The sequence below is a fragment of the Actinomadura opuntiae genome (assembly GCF_030283205.1).
Classification (GTDB): domain Bacteria; phylum Actinomycetota; class Actinomycetes; order Streptosporangiales; family Streptosporangiaceae; genus Spirillospora.
Genome location: NZ_JASNWF010000004.1, coordinates 142,093 through 158,416 on the forward strand (window position 1 = coordinate 142,093; position 16,324 = coordinate 158,416).

Below are 16,324 nucleotides of genomic sequence, written 5' to 3' on the forward strand. Positions count from 1 at the left end.
TTGAGTACGAGCAGGAAGCTCCGAGTCGCCACGGTGATCACCCGGTTCAACGGCGGTGCCGGCCAGGTGGCGCTGAACGGCGCGCTGGCGCTGCCGGACGACGCGTACGAGCGCGCGATCGTCACCGGCGGCGTCGGCATGGACAGCCGGGCCCGCGCGTCCCGCGACACCGTCCTGTACGGCGACGAGGCGGTGGCGAACGCGGCGGCGGGCGACCTGACGCCGCGCGCGCACGCCGCCGGGATGGAGATCGTGCAGGTCGGGCCGCTGGTCCCGCAGATCTCGCCGCGCGACGACCTCGCCGCGCTGAAGACGCTGACGCGGGTGCTCGCTGAGGGGCGCTACGACGTCGTCCACACCCACAGCGCGAAGGGCGGCGTGATCGGGCGGGTCGCGGCGGCCCGCGCGGGCGTTCCCCGGATCGTGCACACCTGGCACGGGTTCCCCTTCAACGAGTTCCAGTCGTGGGCGCGGCGCGGCGTCTACATCCGGCTGGAGCGGATCGCCGCGAAGCGCACCGACGCGTTCCTGGCGATCGGGTCGGAGACGGTGACGACCGCGCTGCGCCTCGGGCTGGCCACGCCGGAGCGGGTCCGGCTGTCGTGGCCGGCGGTGGACGTGGACGCCTACGCGACCGCGACCGGGTCCCGCGCGCAGGCCCGCCGCCGCCTGGACCTGCCGCTCGGGGTGAAGGTGGTCGGCGCGATCGGGCGGCTGACGTTCCAGAAGGGCCCGGAGATCTTCGCCAAGGCGCTGGCGCGGCTGCCCGACGACGTGTTCGGGCTGTGGGTCGGCGGCGGCCCGATGGCCGACGAGCTGGACGAGCTGACCGCCCGGCTCGGCATCGGCGAGCGGATGCGCTGGCTCGGCCACCGCGACGACGTCGCCGACGTGCTGCCCGCGTTCGACCTGATGGCGATGCCGTCCCGCTGGGAGGGGCTGCCGTGCGTGCTGGTCGAGGCGATCGGCGCGGGGATCCCGCTGGTCGCCACGGCCGTCCCGTCCAACCAGGACCTGGTGCTCGCCGGCGAGACCGGGATGCTCGTCCGGCCGGAGGACCCCGAGCAGCTGGCCACCGCGATCGGCGCGCTGCTGGACGACCCGGCCGCCGCCGCGCGAATGGCCGAGCGGGCCCGCGCCCGGGTGGGCGACTGGTTCTCCCCCGCGCATCTCGGGACCGTCCTGGACGAGACCTACCGAGGAAGCTCCAAGCGCCCATGACCGCACTGATGCCGACGCAGCCGGGGGCGCGCAGGGGCGTCCCGCCCCGGGACGCCCCGGCCGGAGCACCGCCCGCCGCCCCGCCGGAGCCGCCGGCGCTGCGGCGGCGGTGGCCGCTGACGTCGGTCGCCCTGGTGCTCGGCATCGCGTCGCTGCCGATGCTGATGCCGGCCGGGCTGCCGCCGGGCCCCGGCAACACCGGGCTGCCCGACCTCGCGCTCATCGGCCTGTCCGCCGTGACGCTGCTGTGGGCGGGCACCCGGGGGCTGCCGGTGCGCTGGCCGTTCCTGGTCCCCACCCTGATGACGATCATCGCCGGGGGGATCGCCGCGGTCGTCAACCAGGCCGGCACGCTCACCCTGGTCAAGGACCTGTTCGTGCTGATGTGGGCGGTGTGCATCGCCAACCTCGGCCGCGACCCGAAGATGCTGCGGCTGGCGCTGCGCTCGTTCGTGGTGATCGGGACGTTCTACGCGGTCGTCGAGATCCTCGGGATGATCCTCGGCATCGAGGCGATGTCCGGCAAGCAGCTCGACGGCGAGCGCGCGATGTTCACCTTCGGCGACGCGAACTACGCCTCCAACTGGTTCATCTGCATCCTCTTCATCGTCCGCGCGACCCGGTACCCGCACAAGCGGTGGCACCGCTGGACGGTCTGCGCCGTCGTCCTCGTCGCCGAGGGGCTGACCGGCTCCAACGGCGGGCTCCTCGCCCTGTGCGTCGCGCTGCTGCTCGGCCACCTGTTCCGGCTGGTCCGCGAGGGCAAGGCGCATCACGCGCTCGCCGTCGGCACGCTGGCGTTCCTCATCGCCGGCACCGGTGTCGCGGTGGTCACCCTCGTGAACATCCAGCCCTACCTCGACCGGGCCAGCCAGATGTCCCCGGTGCTCCGCGACTCCATCGGCCGCACCACCGGGGAGAGCACCGAGTCGCGCAGCTCCGTCAACGCCGCGACCCTCCAGATGCTGGAGGAGCAGACGCGGCCGTGGGGCATCGGCCCCAACCAGACCCGGCCGCAGATGCTCGCGCGGCAGTACGGGTACGTCCGCGAGGCGCACAACGACTACATCGCCGCGGTGCTGGAACGCGGGTTCCTCGGCGGGGTCGCGCTGATCACGCTGCTGTTCGTGCTGATCCGGCGGTGCGTGCGGATCGCGCGCCGGGGCGCGCTGACCGCCGAGTACGCGGCGCTCGTCCCGCGCCCGGAGATGTTCGGCGCGCTCCTCGCGGTGTTCCTGGTGTCCGCGCTGTTCTACCAGACCCTGCACTACCGGCACGGCTGGGCGTTCTTCGGCCTGGTCGCCGCCCTCGACCTCTTCGGAAGACGCGCCTCCCCAGCCGGAGGACCCCCCGCGACCCCGGACGGCCCCGCCCCGGAGGGAGCCCGATGACCGACACCCAGCAGCCGACGACGGTCCCGGCCGCCGAAGCGGACGCCGGAAGGCTGCGGCGGCGGCTTCTCGCGCTCGTCGCCGGGAACATGGCCGGGCGCGTCGGCGCGCTCGCGTCGCTCGGCGTCGCGACGATCCTGGTCGCGCGGATCGGCGGGCCGAAGCTCGTCGGCGCGTTCACGCTCGTGCGGATCCTGCCGGGGCTGCTGTGCCAGCTGTCCAGCGCCGGGCTGCCCGGCGCCGCGCCCTACTTCCTGGCCCGCGACTCCTACGACCAGAGCCGGGTGCGGCCCACGCTGGCGTGGCTGACCGTCATCGGCGCGGTGCTCGGCGGGGCCGGCTGGCTCGCTCTCAGCCCGCTGTTCTACCTGGTGTTCTTCAAGTCGTTCGGGATCTGGATCACGGTCGCCGCGGCGGCGCCGTCGTTCACGCAGGGGTTCGTGTCGGTCGGCAAGGGCCTGCTGCAGGGCACCGACGACCAGCCCGGCGCGAGCCTCGCCATCGCGGTCGAGGAGTTCGTGTTCGTGCCGATCTACCTGGTGCTGCTGACCGGCTGGTACGGGCCCGGCGCGCTGATCACCGGGCTGGTGCTCGCCGACGTCGCGGCGGCGGCGTGGATCGCGCGGCGCCTGGCGACCCGCGGGTTCTTCCGCGGCTGGGGACGGGCCGACCGGCGCCTCGGCCGCACGATCGCCGGATACGGGGTGCGCGGCTACGTCGGGCAGCTCATCGACCTGCTGCAACTGCGGTTCGACATGGCGCTGCTCGGCGCGCTCGCCGGCCCGAAGGTGCTCGGCGTGTACACGGTCGCGAGCAAGTTCGCCGAGCTGGTACAGCTGCCCGGCCTCGCCGTGAACTACGTGCTCTACCCCGACTTCGCCAAGGAGGACCGGGGCAGGGCGACCCGGCGCACCGCGCGCCTCATCCTGCCCGCGCTCGGGGTGTCCGTGCTCGCCGCGGTCCCGCTCGCGCTCGTCGCCGGGACCGCGCTGCCGTGGATCTTCGGGGACGTGTTCGACGACGCGGTCGTGCCCACCTACATCCGGCTCGCCGGCGTCGTCACGTTCGGCGTCACCGGGCTGATCATGGCGTACCTGTACGGGGTCGGGCGGCCGGGCGCCGCGTCCACCGGGCAGGGCATCGGGCTGGTCGTCGTCGTGGTGGCCGGCGCGATCCTGATCCCCCGGCACGGCGCCGTCGGCGCGGCGATCGCCACGTCGGTCTCGTTCGTCGCCACCACCGCGGCGCTGCTGGCCTGGTTCCAGCACGTCCGCAAGACCGCCGCCCGCGAACCCGGCCCCGCACCCGCCGCACCCGCCGCGCCCGCGGCCGAAGACCCTGCTCCGCACAGCAAGGGGTGACCATGTCCGAGGACCACACCGAACTCGCGACCCGGCCCGTCGACCCGTCCGACGGCGTCGCGCCGTCGGCGGCGCGCCGCGCGCTGGACATCGCCGGGGCGCTCGCGGGGCTGGTGCTGCTCAGCGTCCCGCTGGTGCTCGTCTACCTGCTGGTCCGGCTGTCCAGCCCGGGCCCCGGGGTGTTCCGGCAGACCCGCGTCGGGCAGGGCGGCCGGCCGTTCACCATGTACAAGTTCCGGACGATGCGCCAGGGCGTCGGCGGGCTCACCGTCACCGCCAACTGCGACCCGCGGCTCACCCGGATCGGCAAGCTGCTGCGGCAGTGGTCGCTGGACGAGCTGCCGCAGCTGGTGAACGTGCTGCGCGGGCAGATGACGCTGGTCGGGCCGCGCCCGGAGACCTACGACCTCGCGGTGCACTACGACGCGCACTCGCGGTGGATCTTCGACCACCGGCCGGGGCTGACCGGGGTGTCGGAGGTCCGGTTCCGCGACTTCGACGTGCTCGGCCCCGGCGAGGAGGTCGACCTCGTCAACTACATCGAGCGGATCGTCCCGGCGCGGGTCGCGGTGGACGCGGTCTACCTGCGCGACCCGTCGATGCGGCAGACGCTGCGGGCGCTGTGGGACACCGTCCGGCACATCCTCGGATTCACGATCCCGCCGCTCCAGGTGAGGGCGGACGGGACCGTCGAGGAGGCCGCCGGCAGGGCCGGCGGCCCGGCGGCGGACACCGCCGCCCGCACGCCCGCCGCCGAGGAGCCCGGCTCCGCGGCGTAGAGACCCCGACCGGGGAGAGGGAGACATGGACATCGGGGACGTCCGGTTCAAGGTCTCGGCCGTCGCGGCCGCGGTGGTGCTGGTGGCCGGGTTCCTCCTCTACCTGCAGCACCGGTCGTCGTCGAGCGCGGACGAGCCGTACAGCGGCCCGCCCGCGACGCCCGGCTCGCCCGCCGCCCCGCCCGGCCAGACCCGCCGCATCGCGCTCAACACCCAGCCGTCGGACTACCCGGCGCTGAAGCGGCTCGGCTACGACCTCGTCGACGCCAAGCCGGAGGACGCGCTCGTCGCGGGCGTCCCGGACGGGATGCAGGCGCTGCTGTGGGTCGGCAACTTCACCTGCGGCTCCTTCGACCTGGACTACGGCGAGTTCACGCGGGCCGTGCAGCGGTACGGGCGCGACCCGAAGGTGTACGGGTGGTACCTGTCGGACGAGCCGGACACCGGGCGCTGCCCGAAGATCGCCGGGGAGATCCGGCGCCGCGCCGACTACATCCGGCAGAACGCGCCGGGCCAGGTCTCGTTCATCTCGCTGACCGACTGGCCTATGAAGCAGCTCGCGCCGAAGCGGGTCGGCGTCGACCTCTACGGCCTCGACCCCTACCCCTGCAAGGGCTCCGCGGACGTGCAGGAGTCGTGCAACATCGGGGCGATCGACCGGATGGTGCGGCTGGCCGACGACGCCGGCATCCCGCGCGCGAAGGTCGCGCCCGTCCTGCAGACGTTCGGGCAGGGCTGCTCCAAGGGCGACAAGCAGTACTGGCTGCCGACGCAGGCCCAGTTCCGCAGGATCCTCGCCCGCTGGGACAAGCTCGCGCCGCGTCCCCGGCTGGAGATCTCCTACTCGTGGGGCCACCAGTCCGAATGGGCGTGCCCGTCGCTGGCGGACGCGTCCGGCGGCGACCATCCCGACCTGCAGAGCATCATGAAGACCCGCAACACCGGCAGGTGAGCCCACCCCGCGAACGCGAGGGCCCGGTCACCGCCCGCTGTGGTCGGCGACCGCCGGGTGCCCGTCCGACGGCAGCGGCAGGCTGAACGACCCGGTCTTCAGCGCCAGGACCTCCATCCCGGCGACGAGCAGCACGAACACCACGGCCATCAGGCCCAGCTGCACCCGGTTCGGTTTCCTGCCCTCGAGCCGGCGGTTCAGTCCGTCCCTGAAAGCCGCCCAGGTCCCGCGTTTCACGCGCACCTCTTCAACCCCCCATTAACCACCAGAAACTTAACACAAAACGCGCAACGCCCGGCCCGGACACGCCCCCTGTCGACGTGTCCGGCCCGGGCCTCAGGAGAGCCTCGCTGGTTCGGCTCAGCAGACGCGGCGGCTGGTCAGGTTCGCGGCGCGCGCGTTGACGCACGCGCCGGTGGCCAGGTCGAACGCGAAGTTGTGCGCCAGGCAGTGCACCTGCCCCTCGCGGATGACCGCGCCGACCGACAGGTCCTCGCCGGCGTGCGGGCAGTAGCGCGGGATGTCGTAGCTCCCGCCGGCCCACTCCACGGTGATCCGCTCGCTCTCGTCGCGGCCCGTCTCGTACTCCTCGACGGCGCGCAGCGCGGGCGCGTTCGCGTGTTTGAGCAGCCCCACCAGGTAGTCGTTGTAGACGTCCGGGTCGCGGTAGAGGCTGAGCCGGAAGGAGATGAGCAGGTCCTCCCAGGCCATCCGGCCGGCCAGCACCGAGTCCAGCCAGCGGCCGGCGGTGGTGATCCGGTAGTGCGGGCGGGCGCCGGGGGACGCCGGCCCGGCGGTCAGCCCGTCCGGGGAGAAGTCCACGTCCCAGACGCCGCCGTTCGGCCCGGTGATCTCGAACCGGACGAGCATCGCGATCTGCCGCAGGAAGTAGTCGCTGAGCGAGCCGAGGTGCTCGAAGTGGGCGACGAACCGGTCGTACAGGTCCGGGCCCGGCTCCGGGTACTCGGCGAGGACGCCCTCGATCAGCTCCTTGCGGTCCTCGGCGTACTGCTTGAGGTAGGCCGGGCGCTCGTCGTCGGCGAAGGAGAACTCCGCCGAGACGGGGTCGCGGACGACCTCGCCGGTGTCCAGGTCGACGGTGTCGCCGGGCTTGAAGCAGTCCCAGCGCTGGCCGGGCAGGTGCTCGCGCAGCCACCGGGTGGAGACCTCGGGGTCGCAGAACGCCCCGTCCCGCTGGCCGAGCACCCAGTTGAGGCGGTCGACCTCGCCGTCCAGGAAGCACGGCGGCCCGGCGAACGGGACGGCGAGCTCGGGGGCGGTCTGCCGGACGAGCCGCTGCGCGGCGCGCAGCTTGGAGGTCCGCTTGTCCATCGAGACCCTGGCCATCTCCTCGGGCGGGTACTCGTAGCAGATCGGATGCCAGGACGCGCCGGAGGTCTGCAGCGCCATCAGGTCGAGCCGGCCGCCCGCCAGGTGCTTGGCGCGGCGGGCCTGCGCGGCGGTGAGCCGGGCGTCGTTGCAGTGCAGGATCCCGCGCCCGTCCGCGACGACGAGAAAGGCCGCGTCATGGCACATCGGCGATAGTTCCGGAATGACCGTTATCCAGGAGCCCCGATTGTCGAGCGGGAATTTCTCCCAGGGCGCTATCTCGATTACCTGGCGGGAACCCGCGGCCTCCGCCATCCGTTCCCGGAACGCCGGGCCCGGATAGCGCGGAATGAGGATCCGGGTCCGCTCCGGAAGCCGGCCGATGACCCAGGGGTCGAAATGATCAAGGTGCTCGTGCGAGACGGCGACCCAGTCCGCGTCGAGCAACCGATCGAGGTCGAGGTGATCGTTTCTGGGGTACTGGTGCCAGGCCCCGATAAAGGCCCCCGTTGGAGCGAGCCACGGGTCTGCGAGCAGGTGGAACGCCCGGGCGTGCACCGACACCCCCGCGTGTCCGGTAAATGTGACCGTCGGCATGCTGCGAGGGTCTCTCGCCGGCCTCGCGGGCGCACCCGCCGCAATGCGCAAAGCGGCTACGCCGTAGGCATGAAGAAAATGCCACAAGCCGAACTGACAATCCTGACTTAGACGCTCGAAGAAAGACCCGAGTTTACCCGGATCCGCGCATGTCCACTTCCGGTCAGGCACCGGTCTGTTGCGGTCAATTGACTGGACACGACCGGGCACGCGGGGTGACCGTCGAAGGCGGTGCTGGTAAATAGGACGGGGGTCCATTCATGATCAACGGGCGGTCACGATCCTCCCCGGGAGGCGGCGCGGGCGTGGGGACGCTCGCCGCCGCACCCGCGCGGGAGGACGTGCGGGAGGCCGTGCGGCCGGATCCGCCGGCCGTGCCGGAGACGGCCGGCGAGCACGCCCTGTGGAAGCGGCGGCTGCGGCACGACATCCGGCACGAGCTCGGCACGATCATCATGCTGGCGTCGGCGGTCGTGGTGGCCGAGGACGTCGGCGACGGCAGCCGCGCGCGGATCGAGCAGCTGCTCGGCGAGACCCGCTGGCTCGACCACCTGCTCCGCCGGCTCGACGAGGACGACGACGACCAGCCGCTGCCGAGCCCGGAGCGGATCCGGGTGGACGAGCTGACCGCCGAGGTCGTGACCGGCATGCGGCTCGCCGCCCCGCACGAGGTCGGCTTCCGCGGCGGCGAGGCGTGGGCGCACATGGACCCGGTCGCGCTGTGGCGGGCCGTCCGCAACGTGCTCGACAACGCCTGCCGCGTCGCCGAGGGCCGCGTCGACGTCCGGGTGGAGGCCGACCAGGGCTGGGTGGTGATCGAGGTCGACGACGACGGCCCCGGGTTCGGCACCGGCGCATCGCCCGCCGCCGGGGCGCCCGTGCACGGCGCCCCGCAGGGCGGCGCGCGGTCCGGTGCCGTCCGGCGCCCGGCCGGGGCTCGGCGCGGGCTGGCCTCGCTCGGCCTCGGCATCGTGCACGACCTCATCTCCGGCTACGGCGGCAGCCTGGAGATCCGCACCTGCGAGATGGGCGGGGCCCGGGTGCGCATGCTGCTGCCGTCGGCGCCGCCGCCGCGCGAGCCGGCGCCGACGCACGCGTCCGGCGCCGTACGGGACGGCGCGCCCGCCGACGCACACGCCGACGACTGGCGGCCGCATCCATGAGGGTCATCATCTGCGACGACCACGCGGTCTTCGCCGACTCGCTGTCGCTGGTGCTATCGGACGCCGGGCACGTGGTGGTCGGCGTCGCCTACTCCCCCGAGCAGGCGCTGCCGGTGCTGCGCGGCCGGCAGGCCGACGTCTGCCTGATCGACCTGCAGTTCCCGTCCGGCACCGCGCTGGACTGGATGCCCCGGCTGCGCGCCGCCGCCCCGGCCACGCGCTTCGTGGTGCTGACCGGGTTCCTGGAGCAGCACGTGCTGGAGGCGGGCGTCGCGGCGGGCGTGCGCGGGTTCGCGCACAAGGGCCAGCAGGCCGGCGACATCCTCACCGTGCTGCGCCGCGTCGCGGCGGGCGAGGTCGTCGTCGACCAGGTCGCGCGGGTCGCCGTCCGGCCGCGCAGCCAGGCGCAGCGGGTCGCGCGGTTCCTCACCCCGCGCGAGCGGGAGGTGCTGACCCGGCTCGCGCGCGGCGAGTCGACCCAGGCGCTGGCCAAGGCGATGGGCGTGACGCGCAGCACCGCGCGCAGCCACGTGCAGAGCGTGCTGAGCAAGCTCGGCGTGCACTCGCAGCGCGAGGCGGTGATCGAGGCGGCCAGGCACGGCCTGGTCAGTGTCGAGACCGGGGAGTGGCTGGCCGGTTGACGGCGCGGGAGCGGGCCGGGCGAGCGGGCCGGGCGCCGCGGCGGCGCGGGGCGGCCGAATCCGGACACCCGGAATGCGGCCGGGAGGCGTTAGCGTCCCCCTGAGAAGGAGGGGTTCCCATGCCTCGACGGGGAGGCGCGCTGCCCGTCTCGGACGCGGCGGCCCTCGGCTGCCCGGACGCCTTCGCCCGGGGCGTCCCGCACGACCGGCTCGACCGGCTGCGGTCCCGGACACCGGTGGTGTGGCAGGACGGGGACGCGGCGGAGCATCCGGGCGCGTGGGCCGTGCTGCGGTACGCCGACGTCCGGCACGCGCTCCTGCATCCCCAGCTGTTCCTGCCGGAGGACGACGGGATCCTGCACGGCCCCCTGACGCACGAGGAGCACGGCTGTCCCGCCCGGCGCGGCGGCCCGCCCGCGTGGACGGGGCGGGGCCGCGGCGATCCCGACGCTCCGCAGGACGACGAGCCGGGCCGCGCGCCGATCGACCGCGTGCCGACCGACCGTGCTCCGATCGACCGTGCTCCTATCGACATGGACCCCCCGATGGCCGCGATGCTCGACCGGATCCCGCCGGGCGAGGCGGTCGACTTCGTCCGGCAGGTGGCGTACGACGTGCCGGAGACGCTGCGCAACACCCTCGCCGGCGGCCTGTACGCGCTGCTGCGCCATCCGGACCGGTACGCGGCGCTGCGCGCGGGACGCGCGGACGAGCGGCTGATCGACAGCGCGGTGGAGGAGATGCTGCGCTGGTGGACGCCGGTGCTGCACGTGCGGCGGCAGGTGCGGCGGGCGACGGAGGTGGGCGGCGTGCCGCTGCTGGCCGGCGAGCAGGTGGCGCTGTGGCTGGTGTCGGCCAACCACGACGCGGAGGTGTTCGACGATCCCGGCCGGTTCGTGCCCGACCGGTTCGCGCAGGGCGCCCGGCCGCACCTGTGCTTCGGCGCCGGCCGGCGCGCCTGCCTGGGCGCGCGCCTGGCCCGGGTGCACCTGCGGGCGTTCCTGGTCGCGCTGCTGGAGCGGCCGGCGCTCGCGCAACCGGCGGGCGAACCGGTAATGTCGCGGTCCAGCGCCCGTCACGGTTTCGAGCGGCTCCCGATCCGCTGGAACGGCTGAGAGCGGGCCCGTGCGCACTGTGCGCCATCTCACCGGATCGCGGCGTCGCTCCGCCGCCGTCCGAGCGACTCCCGAAACGGCCCCGGACCGCCGCCCGTCCCCGTGACCGGCCGGTCCGCGCCCGTCCGGCGGCCGCGCCGGAACGGTCCACGGACCGGGACCGATCGCTGAACTTTCGCCGGGACCCCGCCGTACACCGGCGGGGTCACCCGTCGCGCGTCCGCGGGCGCGCCACCAGAGGGGGCTGGTCGTGGGGCTGACGAGTGCGGACCTGCTCGCCGTACTGTCGCTGGTCACGCTGTTGTGCCTGGGCGGGACCGTGTGGGCGTGGCCGCGCGCCGCCGGCGCCGGGGTCCGGGCCACCGCGAGCCGCGTGCTGCTGCTGGCGGGCTGCCAGCTCGCCGTCCTGCTGACGCTGCTGGCCGCGGTGAACGCCTACTACCTGTTCTACGGATCGTGGCGGGATCTGCTGAGCGCGGCGGGCGGCGACTCGACGCAGGCGCCGCATCCGCCGCCGGCCGCGTCCGGGGCGGTGGCCGCCAGCCAGGCCGTCCGGAAGGTGCGGGCCGACCTCGACCCGGGCGGCAAGGGCGGGCGCGCGGCCGCGCGGACCGGCCAGGTCGAGCACCTCGACATCCGGGGCATCCGCACCGGGATCTCCGCCGAGGCCTACGTCTACCTCCCGCCGCAGTACTTCCAGCCCGCCTACGCTGCGCGCCGCTTCCCCGTCGTGCTGCTGATCGCGGGCTACCCGGCCGCCGACCGGATGGTGTGGATCGACAAGGGGCACATCCCCGAGGACGTCGCCAAGGCGCAGGCGGCGGGCCGGATCCAGCCGATGATCTACGTGATGATGCGGCCGACCGTCGAGGAGGGCTGGGACACCGAGTGCGCCGACGTGCCCGGCGGCCCCCAGGTCGAGACGTTCTTCGCCCAGGACGTGCCCGAGGCGGTCTCCGGCGCGTATCGGACGGCCCTCGCCCGCACCGGCTGGGGCCTGGCCGGTTACTCGACCGGCGGGTTCTGCGCGGCCAAGCTGCTGCTGCTGCACTCCGACCGGTTCTCGGCCGCCGCGAGCATGGCCGGGCACTTCGACGCGCTGCTCGACCGCACGACCCGCGAGCTGTACGGGGGCAGCAGGGAGATCCGGCGGAGCAACGACCTGGTCTGGCGGCTGCGGAACCTGCCGCAGCCGCCGGTGTCGGTGCTGGTGGCCTCGGCGGACGTCGGCGAGAAGACCTTCCCGTCGGCGCAGCGGTTCATGGCCGCGGCCCGGCCGCCGCTGGTCGTGGACAAGCTGCTGCTGCCGACCGGCGGCCACAACTTCAAGACGTTCCGCAAGTACATCCCGCCGTCGATCGCGTGGCTGAGCGCCCGCCTGAGGGGGGAATGATGCAGCCGATCAGCGCGGGCTTCCTCGTCCTGGTGTGCGCGCCGGCCGCCGCCTGCCTCGTCGCCGCCGTGGTGCTGTGGCCGCGGTTCGCCGGACGCGGCGTCCGGCCGGTGGCGGCCCGGGCGGGCCTGCTGCTGGGCGCGCAGGCGCTGCTGACGGCATCGGTCGTGCTGCTGGTCAACCGGTACTTCGTGTTCTACGCGACGTGGGACGACCTGCTCGGCGGCAGCACCACGAACGCGAAGGTGCGGCAGGTGCAGCCGAGCCGCGGCGTGGAGACGGCGGCCTCGGGTCCGGTGCACCGCGTCACGACGGCGCTGGGTCCGCACCGGCGCGGCCACCACCGCGACCCGGCCGAGGACGGGCGGGTCGACCGGCTCGACGTCGAGGGCGTGCGCAGCGGGCTGGACGCGCAGGCGTACGTCTACCTGCCGCCGGAGTACTTCCGGCCCGCGTACGCGAGCCGGCGGCTGCCGGTCGTCGTGCTCATCTCGGGCGGCCCGTCCGACACCGGGACGGCGTGGCTGCGGCAGGCGGGGCTGCCCGAGGCGGCCGGCACGGCCACCGGGGCCGGCCACGCGCAGCCGATGATCTACGCGATGGTGCGGTCGGTGCGCGGGCTCGTCCCCGCCCGGCAGCCGCGCGGGGTGCGCCCGGCGGGCTGCCTGGACCTCCCGGGCGTCGCCGGCGGGCAGGCCGAGACGTTCCTCTCCCAGGACCTGCCGCTCGCGCTGTCCACCGCCTACCGGCTGCCGCGGACGCGGGCGGGCTGGGGCGTGGCGGGGTTCGCGGCGAGCGGGCAGTGCGCCGCGCGGCTGGCGATGCTGCACTCCGACCGGTTCGCCGCCGCCGCGTCCCTGAACGGCCGGTTCGGGCTGCCCGCGGACGGCCCCGGCGGCGGCGCCCGGACGGTCGTCAGGATCAAGCCCCGCGCCGGCGGGCCGGACGAGGCGCCGGGCGATCCCTACGGCGGCAGCGAGGCCCGCCGGCTCGACGACGACCTGATGTGGCGGCTCGGGCACCTCCCGCCGCCGCCCGTCGCGGTGCTGGCCGCCGCAGGGGCGACCGGGCCGGATGCCCAGACCGCCGCGCGGTTCGCGGCGCTCGCCCGACCGCCGATGCGCGTGGACAAGGTCCTGGTGCCCGGTGCGCCTGCGACGCTGGCGGGGTGGCGCCACGACCTGCCGGCCGTACTGGAGTGGCTCAGCGCCCATGTGAGAGGCGAATGAGAGGTATGTCCCGGTCCTTCGCGGGCGGCCGGCTACCTCCCGAGGAGTAGGCGCGCTGCCTCCCGCCGGCCGACGTGCCGCCGCGCGCCGATGACCTAACGTTCAGGAATGAGCACTTCGCCGCCCCGCGGGCCGGTGCCGCCGCACGGGCCGGTGCGGGCGCACTGGCCGCGCCCGTCCGCGTGGCCCGTCTGGGTCGTGCCGCTGCTCGTGCTGGCGCTCGAGTTCTTCGGGACGATGGCCGCGCAGCACGGCGCGTCCCGGGACGGGTCGCCGGGACGCGGCGGCGGCTGGGGGCACGGGCACGGCTGGGGCGACGGGTCGGCCGGCTACGGCATGACCCACCTCGACGGGCTCGGCTACGCGATCATCTTCGGCGGTCCGGCGCTGCTGCTGCTGCGCCGCAGGCACCCGGTGTTCACGCTCGCGACGACCGGGCTGCTCACCGGCCTGTACTTCCTGCGCGCCTACAGCTACGGGCCCGCGGCCGCCGCCGTGGGCGTCGCGATGCTGGCGGCGATCGCCGCCGGGCACCGGCTCGTCACCTGGGCGGGGACCGCGGTCGCGGTGTCGGTCTACTTCGGGATCACCGCGCTGATCGGCGTGCCCTTCCCCGAGCGCGGCACCGCCGGCGGGCCGTTCCCGGTGGAGGAGCCGAGCATCGGCGGGGTCAGCTTCGTCGTCGGCTGGTCGCTGGCGGTGCTGGTCACCGCCGAGCTCGTCCGGATGACCGGGCAGCGGGCCGCCGAGCGGGCCCGCACCCGGGCCGAGGAGGAGCGCCGGCAGGCCAGCGAGGAGCGGCTGCGGATGGCCCGCGAGCTGCACGACGTGCTGGCGCACAACATCTCGATGATCAACGTGCAAGCGGGGGTGGCGCTGCACCTGATGGACGGCGACCCCGAGCAGGCCCGCACCGCGCTCGCCGCGATCAAGGAGGCGAGCAAGGAGGCGCTGACCGAGATGCGGTCGGTGATCGGGGCGCTGCGCGCGCAGGGCGAGACGGCGCCGCGCTCCCCCACCGCCGGGCTCGGCCGGCTCGACGACCTGCTCGCCCGCGCCCGCTCCGCCGGCCTGGCGGTGGAGGCCGAGACGGCCGGGGAGCCGCGCCCGCTGCCGGCGGGCGCCGACCTGGCCGCGTTCCGGATCGTCCAGGAGTCGCTGACCAACGTGACCCGGCACGCCGGGCCGGGCCCGGTGACGGCGCGGGTCCGCATCGCCTACCGTGACCGGGAGATCGAGGTGCGGGTCGAGGACGACGGCCGGGGCGTGTCGCTGCTGGACGACCATCCGGGCGGCAGCGGCATCCGCGGCATGCGCGAGCGGGCCGCCGCGCTCGGCGGGACGTTCGACGCGGGGCCGCGGGCGGGCGGCGGCTTCGCGGTCCGCGCGACGCTGCCGCTGACCGGCGAGCCCCCGGACGCCGACAGCGCGGCCGGCGCGGCGGACACATCGGATCGAGCGGGCTCGGCGGACGGGGCCCCGGCGGAGAGGGGCAGTCAGTGATCAAGGTGCTGCTCGCCGACGACCAGGTGCTGGTCCGGGCGGGGTTCCGGGCGCTGCTGGACGCGCAGGCCGACATCGAGGTGGTCGGCGAGGCCAGCGACGGCGCGGAGGCCGTGGAGCGGGCGCGCCGGCTGCGCCCGGACGTGATCCTGATGGACATCCGGATGCCCGGCGAGGACGGCCTCGCCGCGACCCGCCGGATCGCCTCCGACGACCGGCTCGGCGACGTGCGGATCGTGATCCTGACCACGTTCGAGCTGGACGAGTACGTGTTCGAGGCGCTGCGCGGCGGGGCGAGCGGGTTCCTGGTCAAGGACACCGAGCCGGTCGAGCTGATCCACGCCGTGCGGGCCGTCGCGGCCGGGGACGCGCTGCTGTCGCCGAGCGTGACCCGGCGGCTGATCGCCGAGTTCGCGGCGCGGGCCAGGCAGCCGGCGCCCTCGCCCCGGCTGAACGCGCTGACCGACCGGGAGCGCGAGGTGATGACGCTGGTCGGCGAGGGGTTGTCGAACGAGGAGATCGCGGCCCGGCTGGTGGTCAGCCCGGCCACCGCCAAGACGCACGTCAGCCGGACGATGGTCAAGCTCGGCGCCCGTGACCGGGCGCAGCTGGTCGTGTTCGCCTACGAGTCGGGCCTGGTCAAGCCGGGCTGGCTGCCCTAGCCGCGCGGGCCGGGCCCGGTCCGGCGGGCCCGGTCGCGGCCCCTGCCCTGGAAATTCGCACTCTGTCGCGATTCACTGTTCCCGTCCGTGGTGACATGACAAGGTGGAACGCACAGGCCGTCACCGAAGCGAAGGAGTCCGGTGCCGCACGACACGAGGATCCTCGCCGTCGACGACCGCGAGGAGAACCTCACCGCCCTCGCGGCGGTGCTCGACGCGCTGCCGGTCGAGGTGGTGCCCGCCTCGTCCGGGCAGGCGGCCCTGAAGGAACTGCTGAGCGACGACTTCGCGCTGATCCTGCTCGACGTGGTGATGCCGGGGATGGACGGTTTCGAGACCGCCCAGCACATCAAGGCCCGGCCGCGCACCCGGGACGTCCCGATCATCTTCCTGACCGCCGCGGGCGGCGAGAGCGAGCAGGCCTACCGCGGCTACGCGGCGGGCGCGGTCGACTTCCTCACCAAGCCGTTCGACCCGTGGCTGCTGCGCGCGAAGGTGTCGGTCTTCGTCGACCTGCACCGCCGCACCCTGGAGCTGCGCAAGCAGGCGGCACTGCTGCGCCGCACGCTCGCCGACAACGGCGGCGCCGAGGGCAACGGCGCGAACGGCGCGGCCGCCGCCGAGGACGGCGAGTGGGGCGCCGACGGCGAGGCCCCGGCCGCCGCGGGCTGCGAGGGCCTGCTGTCCGCGCTGGACGAGCGGCTCTCCCGGGTCGAGGACGCGCTGGCCCGGATGCGGTCCGGGGTGCCCGCCGACGACCTCGACGGGCACGTCGCCGACCTGCGCCTCGCCCTGGACGCGTTCTCCGCCGGCCGCCGGTAACCCGCGCACCCTCCTGCCCGCGGGCTTTCCGCTGCCCGTCAGCAGTTACTTACAGTAGTGAATATCGGTCGGCCCTTTATTCGCCGAGCCGGGCCAGACCGATGATCAATGCCCAGGTCAGCGATCCGAATTCTTTACCTTTGAGGTACTCTGACCGGTTTGCCGC

The 16,324-nt window shown here is 74.5% G+C and carries 15 protein-coding genes; 13 read left to right on the top strand and 2 right to left on the bottom strand.

Annotated features, from left to right (window positions below; genetic code table 11):
* Genes QP089_RS09555 through QP089_RS09575 form a run of 5 tightly spaced genes read left to right on the top strand, consistent with a single transcriptional unit; the run spans position 1 to position 5,704 of the window.
* On the top strand, positions 1–1,221 hold the full coding sequence (locus QP089_RS09555) for a glycosyltransferase (protein ID WP_285911053.1): 1,221 nt from the start codon (positions 1–3) through the stop codon (positions 1,219–1,221).
* Positions 1,218–2,612 carry an O-antigen ligase family protein gene (locus QP089_RS09560; protein WP_285911054.1) on the top strand — a complete coding sequence of 465 codons (1,395 nt, stop codon included), beginning with the start codon at positions 1,218–1,220 and terminating at the stop codon, positions 2,610–2,612. The genes QP089_RS09555 and QP089_RS09560 overlap by 4 nt, the downstream gene beginning before the upstream one ends.
* Positions 2,609–3,973, top strand: coding sequence for a lipopolysaccharide biosynthesis protein (locus QP089_RS09565; RefSeq protein ID WP_285911055.1), 1,365 nt, complete (start codon positions 2,609–2,611; stop codon positions 3,971–3,973). Before QP089_RS09560 ends, QP089_RS09565 begins: the two co-directional genes overlap by 4 nt.
* A gap of 2 nt (positions 3,974–3,975) precedes the next feature.
* Positions 3,976–4,752 carry a sugar transferase gene (locus QP089_RS09570; RefSeq protein WP_285911056.1) on the top strand — a complete coding sequence of 259 codons (777 nt, stop codon included), beginning with the start codon at positions 3,976–3,978 and terminating at the stop codon, positions 4,750–4,752.
* 25 nt (positions 4,753–4,777) lie between these two features.
* Entirely contained in the window at positions 4,778–5,704 is a 927-nt protein-coding gene (locus tag QP089_RS09575) for a hypothetical protein (RefSeq protein ID WP_285911057.1), read from the top strand.
* A gap of 27 nt (positions 5,705–5,731) precedes the next feature.
* Here the strand turns inward: QP089_RS09575 and QP089_RS09580 are convergent, their stop codons facing one another.
* On the bottom strand, positions 5,732–5,941 hold the full coding sequence (locus QP089_RS09580) for a hypothetical protein (protein ID WP_285911058.1): 210 nt from the start codon (positions 5,939–5,941) through the stop codon (positions 5,732–5,734).
* 123 nt (positions 5,942–6,064) lie between these two features.
* Positions 6,065–7,240 carry a Rieske (2Fe-2S) protein gene (locus QP089_RS09585; RefSeq protein ID WP_285911059.1) on the bottom strand — a complete coding sequence of 392 codons (1,176 nt, stop codon included), beginning with the start codon at positions 7,238–7,240 and terminating at the stop codon, positions 6,065–6,067.
* A 695-nt stretch (positions 7,241–7,935) separates the two neighbouring features.
* Here QP089_RS09585 and QP089_RS09590 point away from each other — a divergent pair.
* The 8 genes from QP089_RS09590 to QP089_RS09625 all read left to right on the top strand — a co-directional run bounded on the left by QP089_RS09590 (position 7,936) and on the right by QP089_RS09625 (position 16,158).
* Positions 7,936–8,793 carry a sensor histidine kinase gene (locus tag QP089_RS09590; protein WP_285911060.1) on the top strand — a complete coding sequence of 286 codons (858 nt, stop codon included), beginning with the start codon at positions 7,936–7,938 and terminating at the stop codon, positions 8,791–8,793.
* The gene (locus QP089_RS09595; protein WP_285911061.1) at positions 8,790–9,434 is read left to right on the top strand and encodes a response regulator; all 645 of its coding nucleotides are present in this window, start codon (positions 8,790–8,792) and stop codon (positions 9,432–9,434) included. The genes QP089_RS09590 and QP089_RS09595 overlap by 4 nt, the downstream gene beginning before the upstream one ends.
* 119 nt (positions 9,435–9,553) lie before the next feature.
* Positions 9,554–10,549: a cytochrome P450 gene (locus QP089_RS09600; protein WP_285911062.1), complete on the top strand. Its 996-nt coding sequence runs from the start codon at positions 9,554–9,556 to the stop codon at positions 10,547–10,549.
* Positions 10,550–10,799: 250 nt separating this feature from the next.
* A complete protein-coding gene (locus QP089_RS09605; RefSeq protein ID WP_285911063.1) occupies positions 10,800–11,942 on the top strand; it encodes an alpha/beta hydrolase in 1,143 nt (380 codons plus the stop codon).
* Positions 11,939–13,171 (top strand): alpha/beta hydrolase, encoded by a 1,233-nt coding sequence (locus QP089_RS09610; protein WP_285911064.1) that lies wholly within the window; start codon positions 11,939–11,941, stop codon positions 13,169–13,171. Before QP089_RS09605 ends, QP089_RS09610 begins: the two co-directional genes overlap by 4 nt.
* Positions 13,172–13,279: 108 nt before the next feature.
* Positions 13,280–14,674, top strand: a complete 1,395-nt coding sequence (locus tag QP089_RS09615) for a sensor histidine kinase (protein ID WP_285911065.1) — start codon at positions 13,280–13,282, stop codon at positions 14,672–14,674.
* Positions 14,671–15,336, top strand: coding sequence for a response regulator transcription factor (locus QP089_RS09620; protein ID WP_285911066.1), 666 nt, complete (start codon positions 14,671–14,673; stop codon positions 15,334–15,336). Before QP089_RS09615 ends, QP089_RS09620 begins: the two co-directional genes overlap by 4 nt.
* Before the next feature lie 141 nt (positions 15,337–15,477).
* Positions 15,478–16,158, top strand: coding sequence for a response regulator (locus tag QP089_RS09625; protein ID WP_285911067.1), 681 nt, complete (start codon positions 15,478–15,480; stop codon positions 16,156–16,158).
* The last annotated feature ends 166 nt before the right edge of the window (positions 16,159–16,324 follow it).